The organism is Vibrio sp. 10N.239.312.C11 (assembly GCF_041466065.1).
GTDB lineage: Bacteria > Pseudomonadota > Gammaproteobacteria > Enterobacterales > Vibrionaceae > Vibrio > Vibrio tasmaniensis_A.
In genome coordinates, this window is record NZ_JBFSRZ010000043.1 from 20,461 (window position 1) to 42,724 (window position 22,264).

General features: G+C 44.1%; 17 protein-coding genes. 8 read left to right on the top strand and 9 right to left on the bottom strand.

Translation table 11 applies throughout. The features are described from left to right. Positions 1-67: 67 nt before the first annotated feature. The 5 genes from AB6D07_RS16895 to AB6D07_RS16915 form a co-directional block, all read right to left on the bottom strand. Positions 68-1,021 carry a PfkB family carbohydrate kinase gene (locus AB6D07_RS16895; RefSeq protein ID WP_017103510.1) on the bottom strand — a complete coding sequence of 318 codons (954 nt, stop codon included), beginning with the start codon at positions 1,019-1,021 and terminating at the stop codon, positions 68-70. After that, entirely contained in the window at positions 1,011-2,033 is a 1,023-nt protein-coding gene (locus AB6D07_RS16900; protein ID WP_017103511.1) for an ADP-ribosylglycohydrolase family protein, read from the bottom strand. The genes AB6D07_RS16895 and AB6D07_RS16900 overlap by 11 nt, the downstream gene beginning before the upstream one ends. An 88-nt stretch (positions 2,034-2,121) precedes the next feature. Next, on the bottom strand, positions 2,122-3,420 hold the full coding sequence (locus AB6D07_RS16905; protein WP_017103512.1) for a nucleoside permease: 1,299 nt from the start codon (positions 3,418-3,420) through the stop codon (positions 2,122-2,124). 341 nt (positions 3,421-3,761) lie between these two features. Then, positions 3,762-4,925, bottom strand: coding sequence for an amino acid permease (locus AB6D07_RS16910; protein ID WP_017103513.1), 1,164 nt, complete (start codon positions 4,923-4,925; stop codon positions 3,762-3,764). Between the two features lie 251 nt (positions 4,926-5,176). Beyond that, a complete protein-coding gene (locus AB6D07_RS16915; RefSeq protein WP_017103514.1) occupies positions 5,177-6,607 on the bottom strand; it encodes a PLP-dependent aminotransferase family protein in 1,431 nt (476 codons plus the stop codon). A gap of 122 nt (positions 6,608-6,729) precedes the next feature. Here AB6D07_RS16915 and AB6D07_RS16920 point away from each other — a divergent pair, with 122 nt between their 5' ends. Beyond that, positions 6,730-7,629, top strand: coding sequence for a DMT family transporter (locus AB6D07_RS16920; protein WP_017103515.1), 900 nt, complete (start codon positions 6,730-6,732; stop codon positions 7,627-7,629). Positions 7,630-7,732: 103 nt separating this feature from the next. On the opposite strand, the gene AB6D07_RS16925 is transcribed toward AB6D07_RS16920, so the two are convergent. Further along, a complete protein-coding gene (locus tag AB6D07_RS16925; RefSeq protein ID WP_009846243.1) occupies positions 7,733-8,158 on the bottom strand; it encodes a DUF3010 family protein in 426 nt (141 codons plus the stop codon). Positions 8,159-8,416: 258 nt separating this feature from the next. Between AB6D07_RS16925 and AB6D07_RS16930 the strand changes: the two genes are divergently transcribed. Continuing rightward, complete coding sequence (locus AB6D07_RS16930) at positions 8,417-10,054, top strand: methyl-accepting chemotaxis protein (protein WP_029223006.1); 1,638 nt, start codon at positions 8,417-8,419, stop codon at positions 10,052-10,054. A gap of 320 nt (positions 10,055-10,374) precedes the next feature. Next, complete coding sequence (locus AB6D07_RS16935) at positions 10,375-11,244, top strand: LysR family transcriptional regulator (RefSeq protein WP_009846245.1); 870 nt, start codon at positions 10,375-10,377, stop codon at positions 11,242-11,244. A 127-nt stretch (positions 11,245-11,371) separates the two neighbouring features. Here AB6D07_RS16935 and AB6D07_RS16940 read toward each other — a convergent pair whose 3' ends face one another. Then, positions 11,372-13,033: a methyl-accepting chemotaxis protein gene (locus AB6D07_RS16940; protein ID WP_017097657.1), complete on the bottom strand. Its 1,662-nt coding sequence runs from the start codon at positions 13,031-13,033 to the stop codon at positions 11,372-11,374. Between the two features lie 273 nt (positions 13,034-13,306). Between AB6D07_RS16940 and AB6D07_RS16945 the strand changes: the two genes are divergently transcribed. Next, on the top strand, positions 13,307-13,819 hold the full coding sequence (locus AB6D07_RS16945) for an RNA methyltransferase (RefSeq protein ID WP_009846247.1): 513 nt from the start codon (positions 13,307-13,309) through the stop codon (positions 13,817-13,819). A gap of 111 nt (positions 13,820-13,930) precedes the next feature. Here the strand turns inward: AB6D07_RS16945 and AB6D07_RS16950 are convergent, their stop codons facing one another. Further along, entirely contained in the window at positions 13,931-15,991 is a 2,061-nt protein-coding gene (locus AB6D07_RS16950; protein ID WP_017103518.1) for an alpha-amylase family glycosyl hydrolase, read from the bottom strand. 278 nt (positions 15,992-16,269) lie between these two features. Between AB6D07_RS16950 and AB6D07_RS16955 the strand changes: the two genes are divergently transcribed. The 4 genes from AB6D07_RS16955 (at position 16,270) to dgcA (ending at position 20,275) form a co-directional block, all read left to right on the top strand. Continuing rightward, complete coding sequence (locus AB6D07_RS16955) at positions 16,270-17,106, top strand: SGNH/GDSL hydrolase family protein (protein WP_017103519.1); 837 nt, start codon at positions 16,270-16,272, stop codon at positions 17,104-17,106. 135 nt (positions 17,107-17,241) lie between these two features. Beyond that, on the top strand, positions 17,242-18,132 hold the full coding sequence (locus AB6D07_RS16960; protein ID WP_017103520.1) for a LysR family transcriptional regulator: 891 nt from the start codon (positions 17,242-17,244) through the stop codon (positions 18,130-18,132). Between the two features lie 91 nt (positions 18,133-18,223). Next, positions 18,224-19,231, top strand: coding sequence for an N-acetyltransferase DgcN (dgcN, locus tag AB6D07_RS16965; protein WP_017103521.1), 1,008 nt, complete (start codon positions 18,224-18,226; stop codon positions 19,229-19,231). A 57-nt stretch (positions 19,232-19,288) separates the two neighbouring features. After that, positions 19,289-20,275 carry an N-acetyl-D-Glu racemase DgcA gene (gene dgcA / locus AB6D07_RS16970; protein WP_017103522.1) on the top strand — a complete coding sequence of 329 codons (987 nt, stop codon included), beginning with the start codon at positions 19,289-19,291 and terminating at the stop codon, positions 20,273-20,275. A 246-nt stretch (positions 20,276-20,521) separates the two neighbouring features. Here the strand turns inward: dgcA and AB6D07_RS16975 are convergent, their stop codons facing one another. Continuing rightward, entirely contained in the window at positions 20,522-22,186 is a 1,665-nt protein-coding gene (locus AB6D07_RS16975) for an NACHT domain-containing NTPase (protein ID WP_372140736.1), read from the bottom strand. Positions 22,187-22,264 lie beyond the last annotated feature (78 nt).

Below are 22,264 nucleotides of genomic sequence, written 5' to 3' on the forward strand. Positions count from 1 at the left end.
AAAAAAGACAGGCGTAACAAAAAGGCCCAGTAAGACTGAGCCTAGTGTCTACATGAATTAGCAAGGATTAGTATTGGGTAAGGTAGCGAGTAATCTCGTCCACGCTTGGGGCACAATCGCCACCTACATGGCTCACCACGTAAGATGCCACGGCGTTGCCTAACAAGATTGCGTCGGGCAATTCCCAACCAGAAGCCAAGCCAGCTAATACGCCTCCGGCATGGGTGTCACCTGCACCTATGGTATCGACCACTGTTGCTTTAAATGGCGCAACGTTTCCGTAGCCGTCATGAGTGGCGAACAAAGCACCATCACTGTCGATGCGTAAAATCAGCGGGCAGCGATAAGTGTTATGCCATTGCTCAACGAAGGTGTTGATGTCTTGCATACCCAGAACTTCAGCTTCTTGGCGATTCAAAGATACCGTTGGTTTCAGGTTGATTAGGCGATCAAACAGTGGTTTTGGAATATCACCAATGCGAGGGCCAAAATCGATGAATAGCTCAATGCTGTTGGGCAACGTTTCCAGCCAGCTAACGATCTCTTCACCACAACCCGAAGACAACTGATAACCTGAAAGGTAGATAATCGCATTGTCTTGCAGATCTAACTGATCAAGTGCTTGTTGGTTCCAGTTGTTCTCGACACCGCTAACAGACAAGAAGGTTCGTTCACCGTCTGGCTCAACGAGGGCTAAGCACCAGCCATTGTCGCCACTTGGATCTTGTAGGTGACTTGTTAGGCCTTTTTCAGCCATTGCTGTGGTGATGATGTCAGCCCACTTACCTTGACCAATTGGTAAGGCATTGATTGATTCAACACCCAGCTTTTTCAGAGCAATCGCGATATTTAGAGCGCAACCGCCGACATGAATGCCTTTCTCGGTCAGCTCTACATCGGTGCCACGCTTCGGGAGGGCAGGTGTTTCTGTCACGATATCGACCACAGCCGCACCAATCAGGCACAACTGTCGTTGATTCTTTAGGGTTGGAATCAGTGTAACCAAAGAACTATGAGGCATACCCTTGCTCCTTAATTTCTCTTAGACGCAGGAAGGTGGCGGCATAACCTGCAAAGTCGAGTTGGTTTTCGTCATCTAGCTGTTTCTTCAAATCAACATCAATAGCTTGTATACCATTCAATGCGCCACAAATTGCGGTCGCCATCGCACCAATCGTGTCGGTATCACCACCTAAGTTAGCACACAAGATCGCACAGCGGTTTGGATCGGTTTGTGCCAGTTCAACCATCGCAATAGCTGCTGGTACCGATTCAATTGTGCTCACGCCAGCACCGACTAAGTTGTAGACTTTTTCCATGCGTTCTTCAATGCCGCTGTTTTCTGAAGCAACCATCAAAGCAAGTTCAATACGAGCGCCCATTGAGGCGCTGAATGTGGTGATGTTCTTGGTTTGTGCTGCGTTGGCAATCGCAGGTAATTGGTCTTTAATTTCGCTCCAGCTATGTCCTTCAATCGCTTTTGATACCGACCAAGCAATCGCAACCGCACCCGCGATAGCGACATCTGACTTGTGCGTTGGGCTTGAAGCCAGCGCAACCTTATCGATGAAGGTATCGAGGCTGGTGGTTGGTACAAGGCAGCCCATTGGCGATACACGCATCGCAGCGCCATTGGTCACACCGTTGTTTTCAAGCTCATCAATGGAAGTGCCTTCTTTAATCGCACGCATCGCAGCTTTTGAGCTAGGGCCGAAAATGTTTTTGTTGAATGCGTCGAAGCCTTCAGCCCAGCTTAATACGTTGCGAGCAATGATTTCTGGTGAGATCTCACCGTCGCATTCGATGATAGCGTCAGCAAGAGCCAGCGCCATTGAGGTGTCATCCGTGAACTGGCAAGCATCGAAATAACAAGCGGCGTTGTTTTCAGCAGGCCCCGGTAGGAAAGAATCAATCCAACCAAAGTGCGCTTTTACTCGGCTTCTAGGCCAAAGCTCTGATGGCATTCCCATTGAATCACCCAGAGCTTGACCATAAAAAGTGCCTAAAATTCTGTCTTGTTTTGAAATGTTCATCTTACTTCACCAAAAATAGGTTATTTAAAAAACTGCTCAGCCTTTAGCTAAAAGATAAGGCTAGAGAGAAGACTGAGCAGGTATAAAGTTACGCTTGAGCTTTTTCTACTTGAGTCAGCTCTGATGGGTTTCCATCTGATTTGTTGTCGATTTTAATCTCTTTGATTTCGCCGTTTGGTTCACGGAAGAAGTACATGAAGATCACGAGGATGATGGCGATCATGATGGCACCGAAGCCCCACATGCCGGACCAATCAAACGTGAGTCCATTCTGCGGTTCGTCGTAAGCAAACATCTTCTCCATTAATACGCCACCCAAGCGGTAACCCAGCAAGCTACCGATACCTTGGCAACCCAATGTAATAAGGCCTTGCGCTGCGGTACGCATGTGAGCGGGTGCTTTTTTGTCGACATAGATATAAGCCGTTACAAAGTAGAAGTCATAGCTCACACCGTGCAATAGGATGCCTGCGAACAGCAGTGAGTATAGGTACCAAGTGTCTGCGCTTCCGTAGACGAAGAAACCGTAACGAACTGCTGCCGTAAAGAGACCAAGTAGTAGTACCTTCTTAATACCAAATCGTTTGGTGAAGAAAGGTAATGCCAACATAAAGAAGATTTCAGAGAACTGACCCAGCGTCATCCAGCCAGTCGCGTTGCTCATGCCGACTTCGGTTAAGTAGCCGTTTGCGAAGATGTAGTAGAACGCCAATGGCATGCTGAACATGAAAGAACAAACAAAGAATGCTAGGAAGTTTTTGTCTTTCAGTAACACGAGTGCATCAAGGCCAAGCATCACTTTTAGGCTAAGTTTACCGGTACTTTTTGGCGGAGTGTCTGGCAGAGTCAGTGCGAAGATACCTAGAGCAGCCGAAGCGAGTGCCGTCAGAATTAGAGGGATATTGCTTGATGAAATATCACCGTAACCCAACCAACCAGGTAAGAAACCAATCGCGATACCAGAAGCGATCCAGCCGATGGTGCCCATTACACGAATACGCGGGAAGTCACGTTCTACGTCTTCTACGTTAGAGAAAGCAATGCTGTTGGTCAGTGCAATCGTCGGCATGTAAGTTAACGAGTAAAGCAAAAGGATTGGGAAGAAGGTGGCAAACTCGGTTTGTTGAGCTGCTAAGTACATTAATCCTGCACCCGCTATCAACATCACTGAAAGTACTTTCTGTGCTGCGAAGAAACGGTCGGTGATTGATCCAACTAGGATCGGTGAAATGATCGCGGCGATTGCGGTACATGCATAAGACCACGCGATCTCAGTCGGGGTAAAACCATTGGTATTGAGTATTTGCCATAAGGGAACAAACCATGCTCCCCAGATAAACCATTCAATGAACATCATTGAAGACAGTTTGAAGTTAGTCGATTTCATTATTATGTCCTTTAGTACTGTAGGGTACGCAATGATGGTATTTTAAATGATAGTACCAATACAATACCATTGAGGTTGTTTTGTGATCTAATTATCAGATGTGTCAGCAATGGAGTTACTTTATATGATCATAGAACATGGTGTTTTGAACTGGTGCTGAGATCTAAATATGACGAGTTGTTTATCTAAATGATTGTTTCTAAATACGTTGTTTGTAGGTCTCAGGCGATATTTGTCGAGAAGGAGGAAGGAACAACGTGTGTAGGGAAATTCGGCATAAAAAAAGAGCAGCCAACGCTGCTCTTTCTGGTTTTAGTTTGGGTCTATGACTAAGTGAATAGTTACCCCATAAACCAAGAGATAAAAATCAACGCACCAAAACCGAATGTTGCCATCAGTGCCGTATCGCCACCGGCTGCTGTGTAACTGCCTTCGGTTTGAAGGTGAGGGAAGTCAGGCCTACGAACCTTAACCACCATTGCGAGTGGTCCCCAGATAGCTAGGAACACCAACACCATGCCTGCATAGTCCAGCATGCTCACGAACTGGCTTGCGAACAGCTCTGCTAATACCAGTGGCAGTACAAAGGTCAGAGCATAAGCTAGTGCTTTGTTGTTGGTGACTGCGTCTTTGTTTTGGTCATACAGCGCCATCGACACACCAAGGAAAGAGGTTACCAATGCCAGTGCTGAGAACAGCGCAATGACTACCTTCAACCAAGAAGATTGACCGCTAAACGCTGAGATCAGTTCTGAAATGTTATGGAACTGACTGATAGCGTCTGTACCAAGGTTACCGATAATCGCGAACAACCAAGTTAGGTAGCAGATTAGTGGAATCACCGAGCCCAGCAGAATCATATTGCGGATCTGCTTTTGAGTCGCTTCTCGGTTGTAAATAACCAGTGACGGGATCACCACCATAGAGGCAAAGCTAGTAAAGATAACCGCGCTGTATTGCACCACGTCATTGGCCGTGTATTGGCTAGTTTGAGTTAGGTAATCTAGACGGATATTACTAAACAGAGAGGCAATAACAATGAAGAGCATCACCACCATCATGATGAATAGACCACGGTTTAATTTATCGATATAAGACTTACCCGCGACTACAATCACCCCCATCAATAGGCTGAAGACGGTATAAGCAGCGGATGCAGAGATGTCTACGCCGACGTCGAGCAGTAGCTTATGAATGATGTCGCCAACACCCAAGATATAGGCGATCAGCATGCATACCAGTAGCAGGTAAAAGAGTGCATTGATAAAGTGTTTACCTTTGCTGCCCAGAGTTAGGTAAGCAACACTGCTCATGCCACTGTTGTCTTTCGTTTTGGTACACGCTTCTGCCAGTAGGAGTGCAGAGTAAGTGGTGCCGATAAAGATAAGTAGCATCAGCACTGAGCTGATCATGAAGCCAAACTGGGCCAAAACCATGGGAATAGCAAGCATGCCAGCCCCTAATGCCGTTCCCGAAAGGATTAGGGAACTGCCGAATAATTTCATATTCAAAAAAACAACCTCTAGCGATCCAATTAATTTTTGTTTGGATTGTAAATAATTGTTTCCAAGACTAACAAAATACTCAGTAAAGTTAGGGGTTAAATCCTAATTATTTTTGAATTTTTCTAAAAAACTTACAAAGGTATTTCGGAGTATTATCTGTGATCGTTTGACGCATTTTCTTGGTGATTGTATTTGTTGTTTTAGTTAACGTTTATTCATTGTTGAATGATCTAGCAGTCAGAAATATTCGATCAGAAAGAAGTATGTTTCGCGATTATTTTCGCTAGTGTCACAACCCCTTCTTTCCACTCTTTACTCTCTTCGATATTCGCTACCGTGAAGCGCAAGCAGTGTTTATATTGATCGTTTGTCCCAAATACTGTGCCAGGTAATATTCCCAATTTGTGCTTCAAACAATCTTGATAAATCGCGTAGCTATCGACCGATTCAGGTAACGTGATCCAGTTTAGAAAAGATCCCTCAGGCTTTGACAGATGGTAGCGGCCAACAAGGTGTTCATAGCCATCAAGCGCTTGTATTAACAGGCTTTGGAATTGCTTTTGATTGACTTGGTAGAGTCGCTTCATCTTAGACAAATGACTTCGATACTTCCCCGTAGTGAGGAAGTGCCCAACCGCTGATTGCATTAAATTGGAGCTGCCCATGTTGTCGCATAACAGGTATTTTTCAACTTGAGCTTGGTAACGGCCTGAGAGTAACCAGCCAATACGCAAGCGAGAATCTAAGGTCTTGGACAAAGAGTTGACGTAAATGACTCGATCTTGGTCATCAAGCTCTTTGAGGCTGGCAATGGGTGTGTCGAATGCCAAGCTACCGAATACATCGTCTTCGATAATCGGTAAAGATCCGGAGATATCCAGTAATGCCTTTCGGTTAGCCAATGGCATTCGTGAACCCGTTGGATTGGTAAAGTTTGGTGTTAGCAGTAAGGTTTTTACTTCCCATTTGTTCAACGAACTTTGTAGTGATGGAATATCAATGCCGTGGCTAACACTGCTTGGAATTTCTAGTGCTTGCAAGCCAAGCGATTCAAGTAAAAGCAGATTGCCGAAGTAACAGGGCGACTCGACCGCCACGATGTCTCCCGGTTTGGTTAATGCACGTAAAGCCAGACTGATCGCCTGTTGAGCACCATGTGTAATTGCAATTTCATTCGATCCCGCAGGCACGCCTAGATCATGGGTGATCTTTAGCAACTGCTTTACTAATTGCTCATCGCCGGGAGGTAATTGGTAATAACCGGGAAGCTGAGTTTGCAAACGGCTATGGCGACCGATTTCGGCGTACAAGCTACGAATGGCAGGGTTATTAATGTTCGGGTGTGCAGAACCAGCAAGCAGTTTCAAGCGACCTTTCGGACGGGAGAGTACAGATTTGGTGACCGACAAGAGGTCGACTTTTTGAGGCTGGCTCGGTGCATCCCAGATGGTGGTGTTCGGTGTTTTCACACGATAGCCTGATTTAGGCACAGAATAAACCCAGCCCGTCGCTTCCAGTTCTTGATAAGCGCGAATCACGGTGTTTTTGCTCACACCGAGTTGTTCACTGAGTTGACGAATGGAAGGCAAGCGGTCGTCTGGGTGAAAGAGCCCTTTATCGATTTGAGCCTTAATGTGTTGTTCTATCGCGAGATATTTATTGCCGCTGAGTTTTTCTTCCACGTTTCCCCCTTGTAACTCACACTTAATCTGTAACCATTTAAAGTGTTATATCTGTATCTTTATTAGTTATCTGTACCCAACTAAGGTAACAGCATTGATGAAGAGTTGACCAGAGGTTTGTAATGCTGATTAAAATGATTCCGTTTGTGTTTGTACTATTGTGGTCGTCAGGCTTTGTTGGCGCTCGTCTTGGTGTTGAATACGCTGAACCAGCAACGTTACTTTCACTTAGGATGGTAGCCAACGTGGCGCTATTCTTGGTTTTGATTGCAATCCTTAAGCGTCGTATTCCTCGTGGTCGAGCATTTTTTCACGCTTGTGTGGTGGGTATTTTGATTCATGGCTTCTACCTTGGTGGCACTTATCTCGCGATTGATATGGGTATGCCCGCCGGGTTGAGTTCTCTACTTGTTGGCTTACAACCGATTCTGACGGCATTGATAATGATCAGCTGTACCTCGCAGCGTTTTAACGTCGCACAATGGCTAGGCTTAGCCCTTGGTTTCGCGGGTATTAGCTTGGTGCTAATGGGCAATATTGAGTGGCAGTCAGACGACCAAAAAGGTTTGGCAACGTTATTATGTTTGGTTTCTTTGGTGGGTATTACGGTCGGTACTTTGTATCAGAAGCGCTTTTGCCAGGGTACAGATATGGTCGGTGGCGCGATGGTGCAGTACTTGGCAGCAGCAGCATTGTTCTTACCTTTTGCAATGCGTTACGAAACTATGCAGGTGAACTGGACTATCGAGTTCACGTTAACTCTGGCTTGGCTAGTGATTGTTCTATCGTGCATTGCTATTTTATTGCTGCTTTACATGGTAGAGCATGGCGCTTCTTCAAGTGTGGCATCTGTGTTTTACCTCGTTCCACCCACAACTGCCATTCAAGCGTGGCTCATTTTTGGAGAGTCATTCGACATTTATGGCGCAATAGGCTTCGCGTTGTCAGCGACCGCTGTTTATCTGGTGGTGAAAAAGCCTGAGTTGATTAAGTTCCGTAGACGAACAGCATTAGAGAGGTAATGTGTCAACCAAAACCAACTAAACTTGAAATAGATTGCTAGAAACAAAAAAGAGCCTGAATATTCAGGCTCTTTCTGTATCAATATTGGCTAGCGACTATTGATTAGCGCTGCATTAAACAAGCGTAAGCCGTGGTAAACGGTGCTTCTTGGTACTGCTTAAGGCCTGTTTCTTTGAACTTCATCATAAGAGGGTTGCGCTTAAGGCTTTCTTTGATTTCATTCGGAGATACAACGGTTACGTCTAGGCCGTCGATCAACTGAATTGCCGCTTCTAGTTTGAAGCCGAAGCCACCGCCAGCAAATTTGCCTTTAGTTTGGCGTTGACGAATTACCACTTTTTCTACTTGGTAATCTTCCATTAACTTTGCAAAAGAAAATTGAAAATCTTTCATATTCTGTGTGTCGTTTGCGTCACTAATAGCAACTTTAGAAACTCGGCAATCAGGAATGTTAAATACACCGTCTGATAGAGATAGAAGACAGATGACTGCATCGTTACCTTTGATTTCAACACCACAAATTTTCATGTTCTTACCTACTTATTTTAGAGCCCTATATTATGGTGTTATTTCGACGACTTCTCCAGTAATAGAACATGTCTAAGGTAAATAAATTCAATATTGTCCACTTTAACTTTTTCAGGTTGACGTCTGGTTAAATGCGAAGCACTCGTTTTCATCGTCTAGTTTTATATGCGATGAGATTCACAAAACTATAGCTGGCTTTTTTATCGATACTGTATATTATGCGCGCGTCCCTATTTAATGTGTGGTTATAAACCCTCTATGAATATCAAAAACCTTTCTATTAAGAGTAAAATTGTGATCCCTCTAATGGTTATCGTGATTGTTTTCTCAACTGTTACTGTGCTTAACGTGATTAAATCTAACGCGCAAGCAGCGATTAACCATGAGCTCAATAATGTGGTTCAACCGGTTCTCGACAACCTAGAAGATGGGTACCGAGATATCTATCAAGTCATTGCATCAGCGCAAGGTTTGTTACTTGCTAAAGATAAGGATGCGATCGAATATCAAAAATTTGAGTTTGAAGACAACGCTTATAAAGCTGCGCCACGCTTTGAAAGTGTTCAAACCCTATATACCGCAGGTGTCTTAGACTCATCTTCTCAAGACGAGCTAGCGAAACTGGTAAAGGCGATGAAAAAGTGGGTGGCATTGCACGAACCAATGTTCGCTGACCCTGCCAATGCTCTTCAACACAACATAGATTACTCGCCGGCATTGGACGCTGAGTTTGCGATCATTGACGATCAACTCGGCTATATTAGAGAGCTGATTGCAGTCAAACAAAAAGAGCTTCGCCAGCAAGCTAATGACTCGATTGAAGAAAGTAAGCTGATCATCGAAGTAGGTATGGCCGTGGCGGTACTTGCGGCTTTGTTTTCGATGTGGTTATCGAACCGTTTTATCGTTCAGCCGATTCAGAGCGTAGAGAAAGCGATGAATGAAATCGCATCGGGTGACGGTAACTTGGCTCAGCGAATGAAAGTTGAAGGTTCTGACGAGATTGCTCGCTTAAGTTCAGCGTTTAACAAGTTTGTTAGTAAGATACATACCACTGTTGAACAAGTGATTCTGACATCAAATGCCGTACGTGCAGAGATGGAAAACATCAAATCAATAACGCAGAATGTGGCTGAATTTTCTTCGAATCAACAGAAAGAAAGTGAAGTAGTCGCGGCTGCCGTTCATGAAATGCAAGCGACCAGTGAAACGGTAAGTGGTAACGCGTTAGATGCGGCAACCGCAAGTAACGTTGCGAACAATGAAGTGGAATCAGCAGACAGCACTTTGGGCTTAACCGTAACTTCAATTGAACGCCTTGCGCAAGATATCGAGAATGCAGGTGGTGTGGTTCAGGAATTGGATACTGATGTGAAGAACATTGCTTCTATTCTTGGCGTGATCAAAGGCATTGCAGAGCAAACCAATCTATTGGCATTGAATGCGGCGATTGAAGCCGCGCGTGCTGGTGAGCAAGGTCGTGGTTTTGCGGTAGTTGCTGATGAGGTCCGTGCGCTTGCGAGCAAAACTCAAGACAGTACGGGTGAAATCCAATCAATGATTGAACGCTTAGAAGTTGGCGCTAAACATGCCGTTGGCGTGATGACAGAAAGCAAGGCAAGTGGCGAGAAAACCATTGTTCAAGCGGGCACTGCTGCTTCATCATTGAGCGAGATTCGTAACTCAATCGGCAAGATGAATGAGATGAATACGCAAATCGCAACAGCGGCTTCTCAGCAGTCTCAGGTGTCTGAAGAAGTGAACCAGAATGTTCAACGTATCGCGGAAAGCACCATGAAAATGGTTGAGATGGCAAACAATGCAGAGAACGCATGCATCTCACTAGCAGAACAGTGTGAAGCACTTGATAGCCTAGTTTCTCAGTTTGAAGTGTAATCTTTGAGACTGAACAGGCAAAAGTGAGTGGCTAATCGTTTCTAGTTTTAACCCTCACACATCTGTAATAGACAATAATAAGGCCCGTACTCAATGAGTGCGGGCTTTCTTTTTGGATACGAGTATTTTTTGATAATAGTATTTGTAATACAAGGTCGGTTCGAACTTTGTAGATTAGGTCGGTTGGAGCCTTGTGGGGAATGCGATATTAGCTTCAATGAAGGCCTTTGTATGTGCACGGCGTATATTAAGCTAGGTGACACTGATCTATATCTTCAATACACTGTATGGGTAACCATAGTTCAGAATAGGGTAGAGGCATGGCCAATTGGGAAGGGGTAAGTGAGTTTGTTGCAGTGGCAGAGCGCGAAAGCTTTACTGGTGCCGCACAGAAACTCGCTACGTCAGTGGCTCAAATCAGTCGTAGAGTGGCAAATCTCGAGGAACGCCTCGCAGTAAAACTACTCAATCGAACGACTCGTAAGGTTTCTCTAACAGAGGCTGGGCAACTCTATTATCAGCAGTGTAAGTTGTTGGTCGAAGGTTTAGAAATTGCTGAGTTAGCCGTCACGCAGATGCAATCCACGCCGAAAGGTTTGCTGAAAGTAACGGCACCTGTGACTTATGGTGAGCGTCAACTCGCCCCAATACTTCATCAGTTCTTAAAGCTCCACCCACAAGTCGAACTTGAGCTGATGTTGACCAATCAAAAGCTCGACCTTATTGATTCGGGTGTCGATGTCGCTATTCGTCTTGGACGCCTAGAAGATTCGAGCCTTGTGGCAAAGAAGCTGTCTCAACGTCAACTCTACGTGTGCGCAAGCCCTGAATATATTGAACGTTACGGTGAACCGCATACGCTCTCTGAGTTGAGCAATCATCAATGTTTAGTCGGCGGCTTTGAGCATTGGCGTTTTAAAGAAAATGGGCGACCTCGCTCAGTTCGGGTTAATGGACGCATTAAATGTAACAGTGGCTTAGCCTTACAAGACGCAGCGAAACAGAGTATTGGCTTAGTGCAGCTACCAGAATATTACGTGAGTGAAGATCTTGAGTCTGGCGAATTGGTTGAGGTGTTATCTGATTACCGAGACGATAAAGAGGGGATTTGGGCGCTTTACCCACAGAACCGTAATTTGTCTTCAAAGGTTCGCTTGTTAGTCGACTTCTTGTCTGAGCAATTAGACTAGTTCTATCTGGCAAGACACAATGGACAAGAAAATGGGCTTCAGAACAAAGATTCTGAAGCCCATTTTTATTGATGTTTTATAGCTTTTACTTGCTAAGCACTAAGCACTAAGCACTAAGCATTAAGCATTAAACCGTGAAGCGATCAACCAAGTGGTACAACTCGTTTGCTCGGCTGTTTAGGTTTTGGCTACCTGTACGGTTTTGGTTTGCTAGCGATGCCGATTGAGAACTTTGGTCTGAAATCACAACAATGCGTTGAGATATCTCTTGGCCAACAATATTCTGTTGTTCAGTCGCCGTCGCAATCAGTGAGTTCATGTCCATAATGGTATCAATCGAATCTTGAATTTTAGCAAGTGCTGCAGCTGCTGCATTTGCTTCTTCTACCGTTTGAGCACTTCTGCTTTGGCTCGAATCCATTGCTTTCACCGCGGCATCTGAAGCGGATTTTAGCTGTTGGATCATTTTGTGAATGTCGCCCGTGCTCTCTTGTGTGCGGCTTGCAAGCTTACGAACTTCATCCGCAACTACCGCAAAACCTCGGCCTTGATCACCAGCTCGCGCGGCTTCAATCGCGGCATTTAGTGCTAATAGGTTGGTCTGTTCCGCTATATCTTGAATGACAGTCAGTGAAGATGAAATGTTCTGTACATCTCCTTCAAGGCGAGACACCACAGTGTTTGCTTCTGATACTTCACTTGCAAGGTCTGCTACGGAACCTGCAGCAGCATTGACTATTTGCTGAGCTTCTTTTGCATTGTTCTCTGCAAGTTTAGCTGAGTCGGCGGCTTGGCTTGCGTTGCTTGAGATCTCTTGCGCAGTTGTCGTCATCTCGGTCATCGCCGTTGCTACTTGTTCTGTCTCTTCACGTTGACCTGTTGCTATCTCGTCGACCTGAGCTGCGCGAGAAGACATGCTGCTCGTTTCTGATACAACTTGCTGACCAACATCGCTCACGCTACGAATGATGGTCTGTAGGCTAGCAACAAAGGCATTAAAGTTCTCACTAAGTTTGGCGAACTCAGGCGCTTTGAATGTTTCCATTCGAGCCGTTAGGTCGGCCTCACCACTTGCAAAGGCACTGATCGAACGGTCAAATTGCTCGAGTGGTTGCATGATTGTACGGTTCACTGCAACAGCGAAAACCGCTACCACTAAGGCAATCAAGCCACAGAAAATTGCAATGGCAGTCAGTGAGCTTTGTAGCGCAGCATTCGAGCTCTCTTTCATGTCGCTGATCACGGCGTCAATATCATCGGTATAAAAACCCGTGCCGAGCATTAAATCCCATTGTGGAATAAAGATTGAGTAGCTGAGTTTTGGTAACGCAATGGATTGACCTGGCTTGGGAAAGTAGTAAGTGGTGAATTCCCCAATTTTTGAGTTCTTAATCAGGTCTTGGATTAGGTAATTGCCTTGTTTGTCTTGAAGGTCGTAGTAATTTTTACCAATGCCATCGGTACCTTGTCCGATGACGATTCTTACACCCTTAGAGCTGTAGCCAAAAATATAACCAGATTCACCATATTCTAGAGTTTTTAATGTGGGTAATGCTTCTTCAAGCGTGGCACCTTTTTCTAAGAAAGGAGATATCGAAGACTGAGCCATTTGCAGGTACGCTTTGAGTTCCTTTTCTTTCATCGCCATCATATTGCTACGCGTCGATTCTACTTGTTGTGCGGTTAGCTCAGTGCTCTTCATATACGTCACGCTCATCATCCCAATTGCCATTAGTAGCAAAGGGATAAAAGAGAGAATATAAAGGCGGTTTTTGATGGTGAGGGTCATTAGCACTTCCTATGTGATTGTCTCATGCAATTTTCAACACATTATTAATGTGGTTGCGAAATGTAAACGGACTTGTTGTTGAATTGTTATCCTAAAACCTTTTTGTTTGATAAATATGATGGCGGTTAGGTTTTGAAGTGATAGGTGGTGCAACTAAGTACTTATCTGTAAAAAGAGCCGTTCGTTTCGATGCTTTTGAATTTGGCGCTGCTTTGGTAGAATGCGACGCTTTGTAGCACCCTGCTATGTTTATTCGTTAAGTGAGAAAGATTCATGAACAAAAGCCATGTGACTATTGGTTTAACTAACCCAAAGAGCCCGACAAACGTTGGCGCGGTTATGCGTGCGGCGGGTTGCTACCAAGTCGACGAAGTTAAATACACAGGGCAACGCTACGACAAGGCTGCAAAATTTCACACCGATACCAAGAGTGCAACGCGCACTATCCCGCTTACTGGTGTCGAGTCGTTTTTAGATAACCTTAATTCAGAAACTAAGATCGTATGTGTGGAGTTGGCCGAAGGTGCAACACCACTGCCACGTTTTAAACACCCAGAGAACGCTATCTATATCTTTGGGCCTGAAGATGGTTCTATTTCTCAAGATGTCGCTGACCGAGCTGACCATGTTGTTTATGTACCAACTGTTGGTTGCATGAATCTAGCAGCAACAGTGAATGTGCTACTTTATGATCGCCTTGCTAAGTCAGATGAAATGGACGAGAGCAACGAGCTGATCAAGAAAAGCCGCGATAATCGTAATCACCTGCAAGTGAAGCAGGGGTAGATATCGTTCTAATCGTGTCTGGTCTCTTAATATCCAATGCAGATTAAAGAAAACCCCTTATTCGTAGGAATAAGGGGTTTTTACTTGGTTGATCTCGGATCTTAGGTTTGGCTATTCAGCACATTTGGAAGCCATAATTTGCAGTGGTTGCCCCGCATCATCGAATTGTAAGCTCCATACATACTGCCCAGCATTACGAATAGTGATAGCGGTATCTTGTCCGTAACCACCTTTAATTAACGAGTTAAGCTGTCCTAACTTTAGGTTAAGCCCATCCGCTGTGAACTGAGGTGACCAAGCCTTGGATGCATATTGCATGCGATAACTGCCCGGTTTTTCAGTGGTGACGACTTGGTAAGTGTTGTCACCTTTATATTCAAACTCTCGTAGATCGACATGTTTCCAACCTGAATCAGCAAAATTGCCAACCACATAAAGCGGGCTCGAAATAGGGCCTTCAGCTTTTATTGTTGGATTGTCACATTGAGCCATGAAGCCTTGTCCAACTTCATTTCCTGTCGCTAGTATCGCCGCAATTGGCCCTTTTTCACTTGGCTGTGTTATCGACAAGAAACGAGCTTCAAATGGGCTTAGAACGATAGAGTAGTGGCCATCAATAGCTGAGATCGATTGCTTGGATTCAATATCCGTCAGATCAGCTATGGAGCCGACTTTTTCTTTGGTTAGTTTTATGGTTTGTTCTTTGTTGGTAACGTTCACTGCGTAGACAACAGCATCGCCTTCATAGGCTTTGTGATCGACATAGGCGACATCATTGGCCATCAGGTTTGTACGTTTACCTTGTGATAGAGCGGGGTGCGTTTCTCTCAGTTTCATCAAGTTTGTCACGTATTGCTTTAAGTCTTTTTCGTGCGCATTGAGTTGGGCTGTGACACCTTCTACTTTACCGCTAGTACGGGCTACGTGATCATCACACAGACCATTAATAGCACAGTCATCAGTCCATACTTTGTCTGCAAAACCTTCTAGCTGATCGCCAATCTCGTCCCCATAGTAGGTGGTTATTGGGCCGGTATAAGCTGCTTGGAATGAAAATGCCGCTTTATAGCGCTGCCAATACTCTTTGTCTTGTGGAGAAGCGATATCACCGCGCTGTAATAAGTCACCAAAGCGCACAAGGTCATGGTTACCGATCATTAAATTTGGCTTTGCGTGGTCTGGGTATAACGAATGTAAAGACATGCCTTCTGCAAGCCACTCTCCACCTTTGTTCCCCACGCCAGCTTCGTTTACAGCAAAGGTTTCCGTCAGGCGGTAGCGCATAGGGAAATCAAACGCAGAACATAAGGCCGGTGCTTCATTTGAACCGTAGCCTGTTTCAATAATGCGGTTCTCACCTGCCCAAATTTCCGCGACCATATAACCCAGAGGGTTCACGGTTTTACCTTCGCTGTTTACGTATTCGACTTGAGAAGAAGCGGTGTCTACCGTTTCTCTGATTTGACTCCAAGCTTCTTTTGGCACTTGATAAGCTTGATCTAAGCGCAAACCATCAATTTTGAGCTCTTTGATCCAATACTCGGCTACTTCTTGATAGAAGGCTAGGCTCTCAGGATATGATACTGGATTATCCTCTCCTTGGGGCAGCTTACCTGTTGGTGACGGCACTACGTTTTTTTTGTGGTGGCCAAATACGCCATCAAAGAAGACATAAAGCCCTCGAGCATGAGCTTCTTCAACTAAGGTTTTAGCTTCTTCCATCGTGCCGAATCTCGGATCGATATTGAAATAATCGGTGGCAAAATAACCGGTAGCATCCAGTCTATCAGCCCAATGGTCTTGGTTTTCGATAGGCTCTGAATTAAAGATTGGGGTTAGCCAAATGCCGTTCATGCCAAGAGATTCAATGTAATCAAGTGAGTCGATAATACCTTGGATGTCTCCGTTATGGTGACTGGTTCCGTAGCCTGTCCCATGACCAATTGAGTCATCGCCACTGACAAAGCTTTCGACCATCACTTGATAGATCCTCAAGTCATTCACGTCGGCATTGGTATTCGTTTGGCATTGGTATGCTGTTGGTTCTTGAACTGATTCAGGTGCAGATTGGCAACCTGCAAGTAGGATGGCGGTAACGGCCAACGCGGTATTGGATAGAGAAAGTTTCACGTTAAGGTCCTTATTATTATGATTTAACTTATTATTCACCATCCTGATATTCTATAAATCCTCCGTTAAATAGTGGCAATAGGAGTAGACGGTAGGCTGAGAGACTGAGGTCACAATATGTGGCTAATTTCTTATACATATTATGATGAAGTGCTGATTTTTGAGTCGGAATGAGATTTGTACAGGAAGATATTTTTATGCGGTATGTAACCTGCCTTGTAGAGATTAAGTCATTCTCTGTTTCTAATGTTATCTATCCCGTAAGCAATCGGATATTATCTTGGGTTCATCATTAGATAATTGAAGGGTTAGATAACACCATGGAAGACAAGCAATTACTTGCCGCGCTGCAGCAACACCCTGTCCTCGATCTCTATCAGTTATTCCAAGAAGTTGGTCAAAACCGCTCTCTGTATGCATTACTAGAGAGGTTATCTTCCCTTAAAGAACACCACCAACTGAGTACTCGTCTTAGCCCTTTTAAGCCTCACATCGAAGGGTTGCTGGCTCAATTTGATAGCACTACACCGGACAGTGATATTCTCAAAGCGGTTGCTCTTCAGTCTGAGATTCAGCAACGAGGCCACAGTATGAGTCGTTACATCATGACATCGGACAATCACCGCCATTTTTCCCCAAATGCAGACCTAGTGATGTTTGGTGATTCGATCACCGAATGGGCACCTTGGGCGGATATCTTTCGCGATGTTTCGATGGTCAACCGTGGCTTAGCGGGTGACACCACAACTGGCATGTTGCGCCGTATTGATACCACGTTGAATGTGAAGCCAAAGCTGGTGTGCTTTATGGCAGGGATAAACGATTTGGCTCAGGGTTATGATGTCGACCATATCTGCCAGAACTACATTGATATGCTTAAGGTGTGGCAAGAAAACGATATTCGAATCTTGGTGCAATCAACGCTTTATGTTGGCTCTAAACTGCAAGGTTTGAATTCGTCGGTTGAACTGCTCAATAGTAAGATAAGCGAGTACTGTTCCCAGCAAGACATTGCGTTCTTAGATGTGAATTCTGTATTGTCACCGAATAAGCTTTTGTCGAATGAGTACTCGTGTGATGACTTACACTTGAATGCGAAGGCTTACCAAGCTTGGGCTGAGGTGCTTCAACCTACGATAGCTGAGTTACTAAAATAAACTCACGCAAATAGCCAAATAGCCAAATAGATAAATAGACAGACAGCTAATTAAACAGCTAAACCGATAAACAGCTTAGCTAATACAAGAAAAGCCAACCCCTAGATTTGTTTCGCGAACCATAAGGACATCAATGTGAACCTAAGACAGTTGGAAGTCTTTTACGCCATCATGCAAACCGGAACCGTATCTGGAGCCGCACGTAATCTGCATGTGTCACAACCTAATGTGACTCGTATTCTGGCGCACACTGAGCAACAACTCGGGTTTGGATTGTTCGAACGTGTGAAAGGTCGGTTGGTGCCAACGGTAGAGGCTAAAACCTTGTTACCTGAAGCAGAAAAAGTGTATCAGCAACTGGGTCAGTTTCGATCTTTGACCAACAAAGTTAAGCAAGGCCATCAGCATCTACGTATTGGTGCGCCACCGATTCTGGCGACTAAATTGCTGACTCCGGTAATAGCCCAAATGTCTCGCGAACAAGAGCTCTCTTTTGAGTTGCTGACAGCAAACCGTGATGAACTGTGTGCAGGGCTATTAAAGCATGAGCTTGATATTGCTATCGCGTTTAGCGATGAAGCGCCGCCGGCTATATTAAGTGAAACGCTCTTAACTGAATCACTCAAGGTTTTGGTTCCCTCCAATACGGTTGAACACTTGCCCGCAGAATTAACTCTTGACGACCTGATTAGTTATCCGTTGCCAATCATCGGGCTTGATAGCCGCGATCCATTAGGCCTACTGTTACATCAAAGCCTTATTGCGCGAGATGAGCATTATCACCATCCGATATCTGTGCGTGGATATAGCGCGGCGGCGGAACTGGTGAAGCACCAAGCGGGGTTTGCGATTGTGGATCCTTGGACTGCAGAGCAGTATCAAAATGACGATGCGGTCTGTGTGTTACCACTTCAACCAGACATCCAATTTTCGGTCTCGATGCTTTGCGCAGAGCACACCCCTCAGTCGATTTCCGTTAAGCAATTTATCGCTTCATTGAAGAGCCATACTCAGCCTATAACTTAAGGTTATAGGCTCGCCATAAATTGGTATTCGGCAGCTTCTAAGTTCTTAATTAAAGTAAACCCATACAAGGATTTATTAATTAGGAATACTCATGTCTATCGCTCAACCTTACCTTCTTTTTCTTGGGGATGTTACCGACCCACTTGCCGCAAAAACAGCTCGCGGTATTCATCAATGGCGACCAGAAATTTGCCTAGGTCAGCTTCGTTTAACAGACGTTACCGTTTCACTTGGCTTAACGGATATGACCTTACAAGAGGCGCAAGCACAGGGCGCGAAAACGCTAGTGATTGGCACAGCAAACCCAGGTGGTGTTATTCCTGACTCTTGGCAGCCAACCATAATGGAAGCTGCAGAAATGGGATTTGAGATTGCATCTGGCATGCACCAACGACTGAGTGAGTTTTCACCGCTTGCTGACATGCAACAGCGAGGATTGACTAAGCTTCATGATGTACGCCACTTTGATGGTGACCTAAAGGTTGGTAGCGGTAAGCCTCGTCAAGGTAAGCGCCTGCTTACGGTCGGAACAGATTGCTCAGTAGGAAAAATGTTTTCAGCTTTAGCTATCGAAAAGTCGCTTAAAGAGTCAGGTACATCCGCTCAGTTCAAAGCGACAGGGCAGACGGGTATCTTGATTGAAGGTAGCGGGATTTCGATTGATGCTGTGGTCGCGGATTTCATTTCTGGCGCGGTTGAAGCGATTAGCCCCGATTTTACTGACCACTATTGGGACATCATTGAAGGCCAAGGTTCGTTGTTCAATCCGTCTTTTGCAGGCGTGAGTTTGGGATTATTGCATGGCGCACAAGCTGATGCTTTGGTGCTATGTCACGAAGTAGGGCGACCACATATTCGCAACCTTCCTCATGCGCAATTGCCAACGATTGAACAGACGATCGAAGCTAACTTGCAAGCCGCGCGATTGACGAATCCAGACGTGAAACTGGTTGGCATTTGTTTGAACACGTCGGCGATTAGCACTGAAGACGCTGAGACATTGTGCCAAGAATGGACCACACTCTACCAAGTACCCGTGACGGACCCGGTTCGTTTTGGTGTACAAAATATTACTGATCATTTGCGACATTCACTTTAACGATTTCATCATTTCTACGTTTCCATTTGTTAAAGCGAACATCAACCGAGTGAAATTATGAAGATTACAGCAGAACCCATTACTATCGCGATGCAAACGCCTTTTCGCATATCTCGTGGCAGCCGAACTGAGTGTCACGTTGTTCGTGTTTACATTGAACATTGTGGCAAACAAGCTCAGGGCGAATGCACGCCTTACCCACGATACGGCGAGTCATCGGAGTCTGTGTTAGCGCAAATTCAACAAGCGTCTAGTGCCCTTGAAGCTATGTTTGAACGAGGCGTTACCGATCCCGCAGCGCTAAGAGATCATCTTCAGTCTTTATTGACTGGAGGAGCAGCGCGAAATGCGGTCGATTGTGCGCTTTGGGATTTTGAAGCGCAGCAGAACGAACAGACGTTTCCAAATAGCTTGTTTGAGTTACCTGCTCAAATCGTTACTGCAATGACAGTCTCCATTGGCACACCGGAAGCGATGGCGACACAAGCTCGAGATTATGTGGCGAATGGGGCGAAACTTCTAAAAGTGAAGCTTGATGGCGAGCAGGTAGTAGAGCGTGTTAGTGCTGTGCGAGAAGCGGCACCCGATGTTCAGATTGTACTGGATGCAAATGAAGCGTGGACAGGGTTGAATCTCGAAGAGTTGTTCAATCAACTTATTGAGTTTGATATCGCGATGATCGAACAACCTCTTCCACAGCAGCATGATGCGTCACTGGCACACATCAATCACCCGATCCCACTGTGTGCGGATGAAAGCTGTCATACCACTTCGCAACTTTCATCTTTGTTAGGCAAGTATGAAATGGTTAACATCAAGCTCGATAAAACCGGTGGTTTGACTGAAGCATTAGTTCTTGCTGAAGAAGCTCAAAGGCTAGGATTTACTCTGATGTCGGGTTGTATGCTAGGCACCTCATTGGCGATGCGGGCAGCGCTGCCTATTGCGGTTCAATCTAAAATAGTCGACCTTGATGGCCCAGTATTACTCGGGCAAGATGTTTCGCCAGCACTGACTTATCGAGATGGAATGATCATTTTTTAAGGTGGCTTAGCGTTCAGTATTGATGATGCAGATTATAGGTAGGCACGCGAACTTTTGGACATAAGTTAGTCAGTGAAATTGCTAGATTAGCAAACTACGGATAACTACAGGTATGGCAAAAATCGCTTCGCTTGGTGTCTAGTCTGGCTGGAACAGATTACTACTTTTTCGTGATGGCCGCCGTATGACGGCAGCCCCTTGGATTCCAACAAAGATGAAGTAAAATTAATAGGAAGCAGATGCTTTCTATCTAAAGCTTACTTTATTAAGGAACTTACTTTTTTCTTGCTTGCTATTGTCCAATTTTAGGAATAATTCCCTAATTTCATTAATATTAGGCATGATGACTTTTCCTAATTTAATGATTTTTTCAACGTGCTTTTTATCACTAGGTTGATTGATGTTAGTTAGTGTTAAATCTTTGAAAGATTTGATTACCGCGAAATGACCTTTGTTAATACTGCTTCTATTTTTTCTTATCAAAGATGAGACTAATACTGAGTGTTTTTCACGCAACACATCTAATATCAAATACTCATTACAATAAAAAAAGACCGCGCGCGCCTCTTCAGAGACGGTTAATGAAAGGCTTAAATCAAACCTCTCTTTGCTTTTTACTTCGATGTTTTCTAAGAAAACTTCTCTTTGTTGGTCTCTAAAGTCATCATTTGAAAGTACTCTACGTAACTTCTCATGAGATATTATTTCTTTATCATTAATAGCATATTGCACAAAGCTATCTAGTATCTTAGCTTTATTGTTAGGTTCTACATCTTGTAGTTTGTTCAGAATATTTCTAGTTAAAATATTATGGAATAAATTTTCCTCTTCATCATAAAGTATATCTAGAGTTAGTTTGAACTGTGTAAAGTTTCTAGATTCCATTAACTTATTTAGGACGTCAACTTTGTCTTCGGGCTCTAAATGATTGATTATAAAAACAACAAAGAAATATTCTTGTATAGATTTATGTTGCCAAGCATACTTCAATCCATCCTTTTTGAATATAGGGACTGCTGAGATTACGTCCTTCATGAAGTCTCTGGCTTTGAAGTCAAGCAGTGGCTCGGACTTTATAATATCGTTAAGTAGATTTCTTAACTCTGACTCTTCATACTCTAGCTGTTCTTCAACCCTTCCAGAGAAAGCCAGCATTGACAAAACCTTCTCAAATTGGTCTATATCTAAACCACTCTTTTTTTCTCTAACTAGGTGTTTTGGTTTGGTTGAATCATGATTTTCAAATAAGGCACTGTATACTTGCTTGTAAAATTTGCTTTTTTTAATTGGAATGCTTTTGCTATGTGTGTAAGCCTTGTAGAGCAAAGATGTCAGCAGCGGATTTTCTAGAAACTCCTTTATTGATTCATTTTTTTGCTGCTGAACGGCTTCTATTACCTCTTCAGAAGATACATCATCGAATTCATACTTTCTGATTAATGTATATGCTTCGCTCTCAGTTAAAGGTTTAATACCGAACTTTATGCAATCATAAAAAGAAGATAAAATTATATCCTCCTCGCGAGTGGCAATAATAAACTTGCTTTTATTAGCCTTGGATGAAAATTCATCAATCTTGGCAAATACTTTTTTCTTGTAAGAATCAGGCACTTCATCTGCGCCATCAAACAAAAATAAATACTGATTTTCATCAAAAAGAGTTTTTATAAAGTCTAGAGAAGGATTTTTTGTAAACGATGGCAATGTATTTTCTATATATTCCTCCACATTAAGAACTTTATCTCCATCGATCAATGATTTTAAATCTATGTAGAATGGTAAGTGATAGGAGTCATTTATTGCATACCTGAATAGCATTTTTAATAGTGTAGACTTTCCCATCCCTGCACTATCGCAAATGATTATTTTATTGTTCTCATCGAAAATTTCTTCTGGAAATGAGTCACACACATACCCCACATCTTGACTATTGCATAGGCTTTGTTGCGTAATTCAATGGAACTAAATCAAGAACCTACGATCTGATCA

Excerpts from the sequence above, each read along its gene's own strand:
- AB6D07_RS16895 (WP_017103510.1), bottom strand. The coding sequence starts at position 1,021 with ATGCCTCATAGTTCTTTGGTTACACTGATTCCAACCCTAAAGAATCAA.
- AB6D07_RS16900 (WP_017103511.1), bottom strand. The coding sequence starts at position 2,033 with ATGAACATTTCAAAACAAGACAGAATTTTAGGCACTTTTTATGGTCAA.
- AB6D07_RS16905 (WP_017103512.1), bottom strand. The coding sequence starts at position 3,420 with ATGAAATCGACTAACTTCAAACTGTCTTCAATGATGTTCATTGAATGG.
- AB6D07_RS16910 (WP_017103513.1), bottom strand. The coding sequence starts at position 4,925 with ATGAAATTATTCGGCAGTTCCCTAATCCTTTCGGGAACGGCATTAGGG.
- AB6D07_RS16920 (WP_017103515.1), top strand. The coding sequence starts at position 6,730 with ATGCTGATTAAAATGATTCCGTTTGTGTTTGTACTATTGTGGTCGTCA.
- AB6D07_RS16925 (WP_009846243.1), bottom strand. The coding sequence starts at position 8,158 with ATGAAAATTTGTGGTGTTGAAATCAAAGGTAACGATGCAGTCATCTGT.
- AB6D07_RS16930 (WP_029223006.1), top strand. The coding sequence starts at position 8,417 with ATGAATATCAAAAACCTTTCTATTAAGAGTAAAATTGTGATCCCTCTA.
- AB6D07_RS16935 (WP_009846245.1), top strand. The coding sequence starts at position 10,375 with ATGGCCAATTGGGAAGGGGTAAGTGAGTTTGTTGCAGTGGCAGAGCGC.
- AB6D07_RS16940 (WP_017097657.1), bottom strand. The coding sequence starts at position 13,033 with ATGACCCTCACCATCAAAAACCGCCTTTATATTCTCTCTTTTATCCCT.
- AB6D07_RS16945 (WP_009846247.1), top strand. The coding sequence starts at position 13,307 with ATGAACAAAAGCCATGTGACTATTGGTTTAACTAACCCAAAGAGCCCG.
- AB6D07_RS16950 (WP_017103518.1), bottom strand. The coding sequence starts at position 15,991 with ATGGTGAATAATAAGTTAAATCATAATAATAAGGACCTTAACGTGAAA.
- AB6D07_RS16955 (WP_017103519.1), top strand. The coding sequence starts at position 16,270 with ATGGAAGACAAGCAATTACTTGCCGCGCTGCAGCAACACCCTGTCCTC.
- dgcN (WP_017103521.1), top strand. The coding sequence starts at position 18,224 with ATGTCTATCGCTCAACCTTACCTTCTTTTTCTTGGGGATGTTACCGAC.
- dgcA (WP_017103522.1), top strand. The coding sequence starts at position 19,289 with ATGAAGATTACAGCAGAACCCATTACTATCGCGATGCAAACGCCTTTT.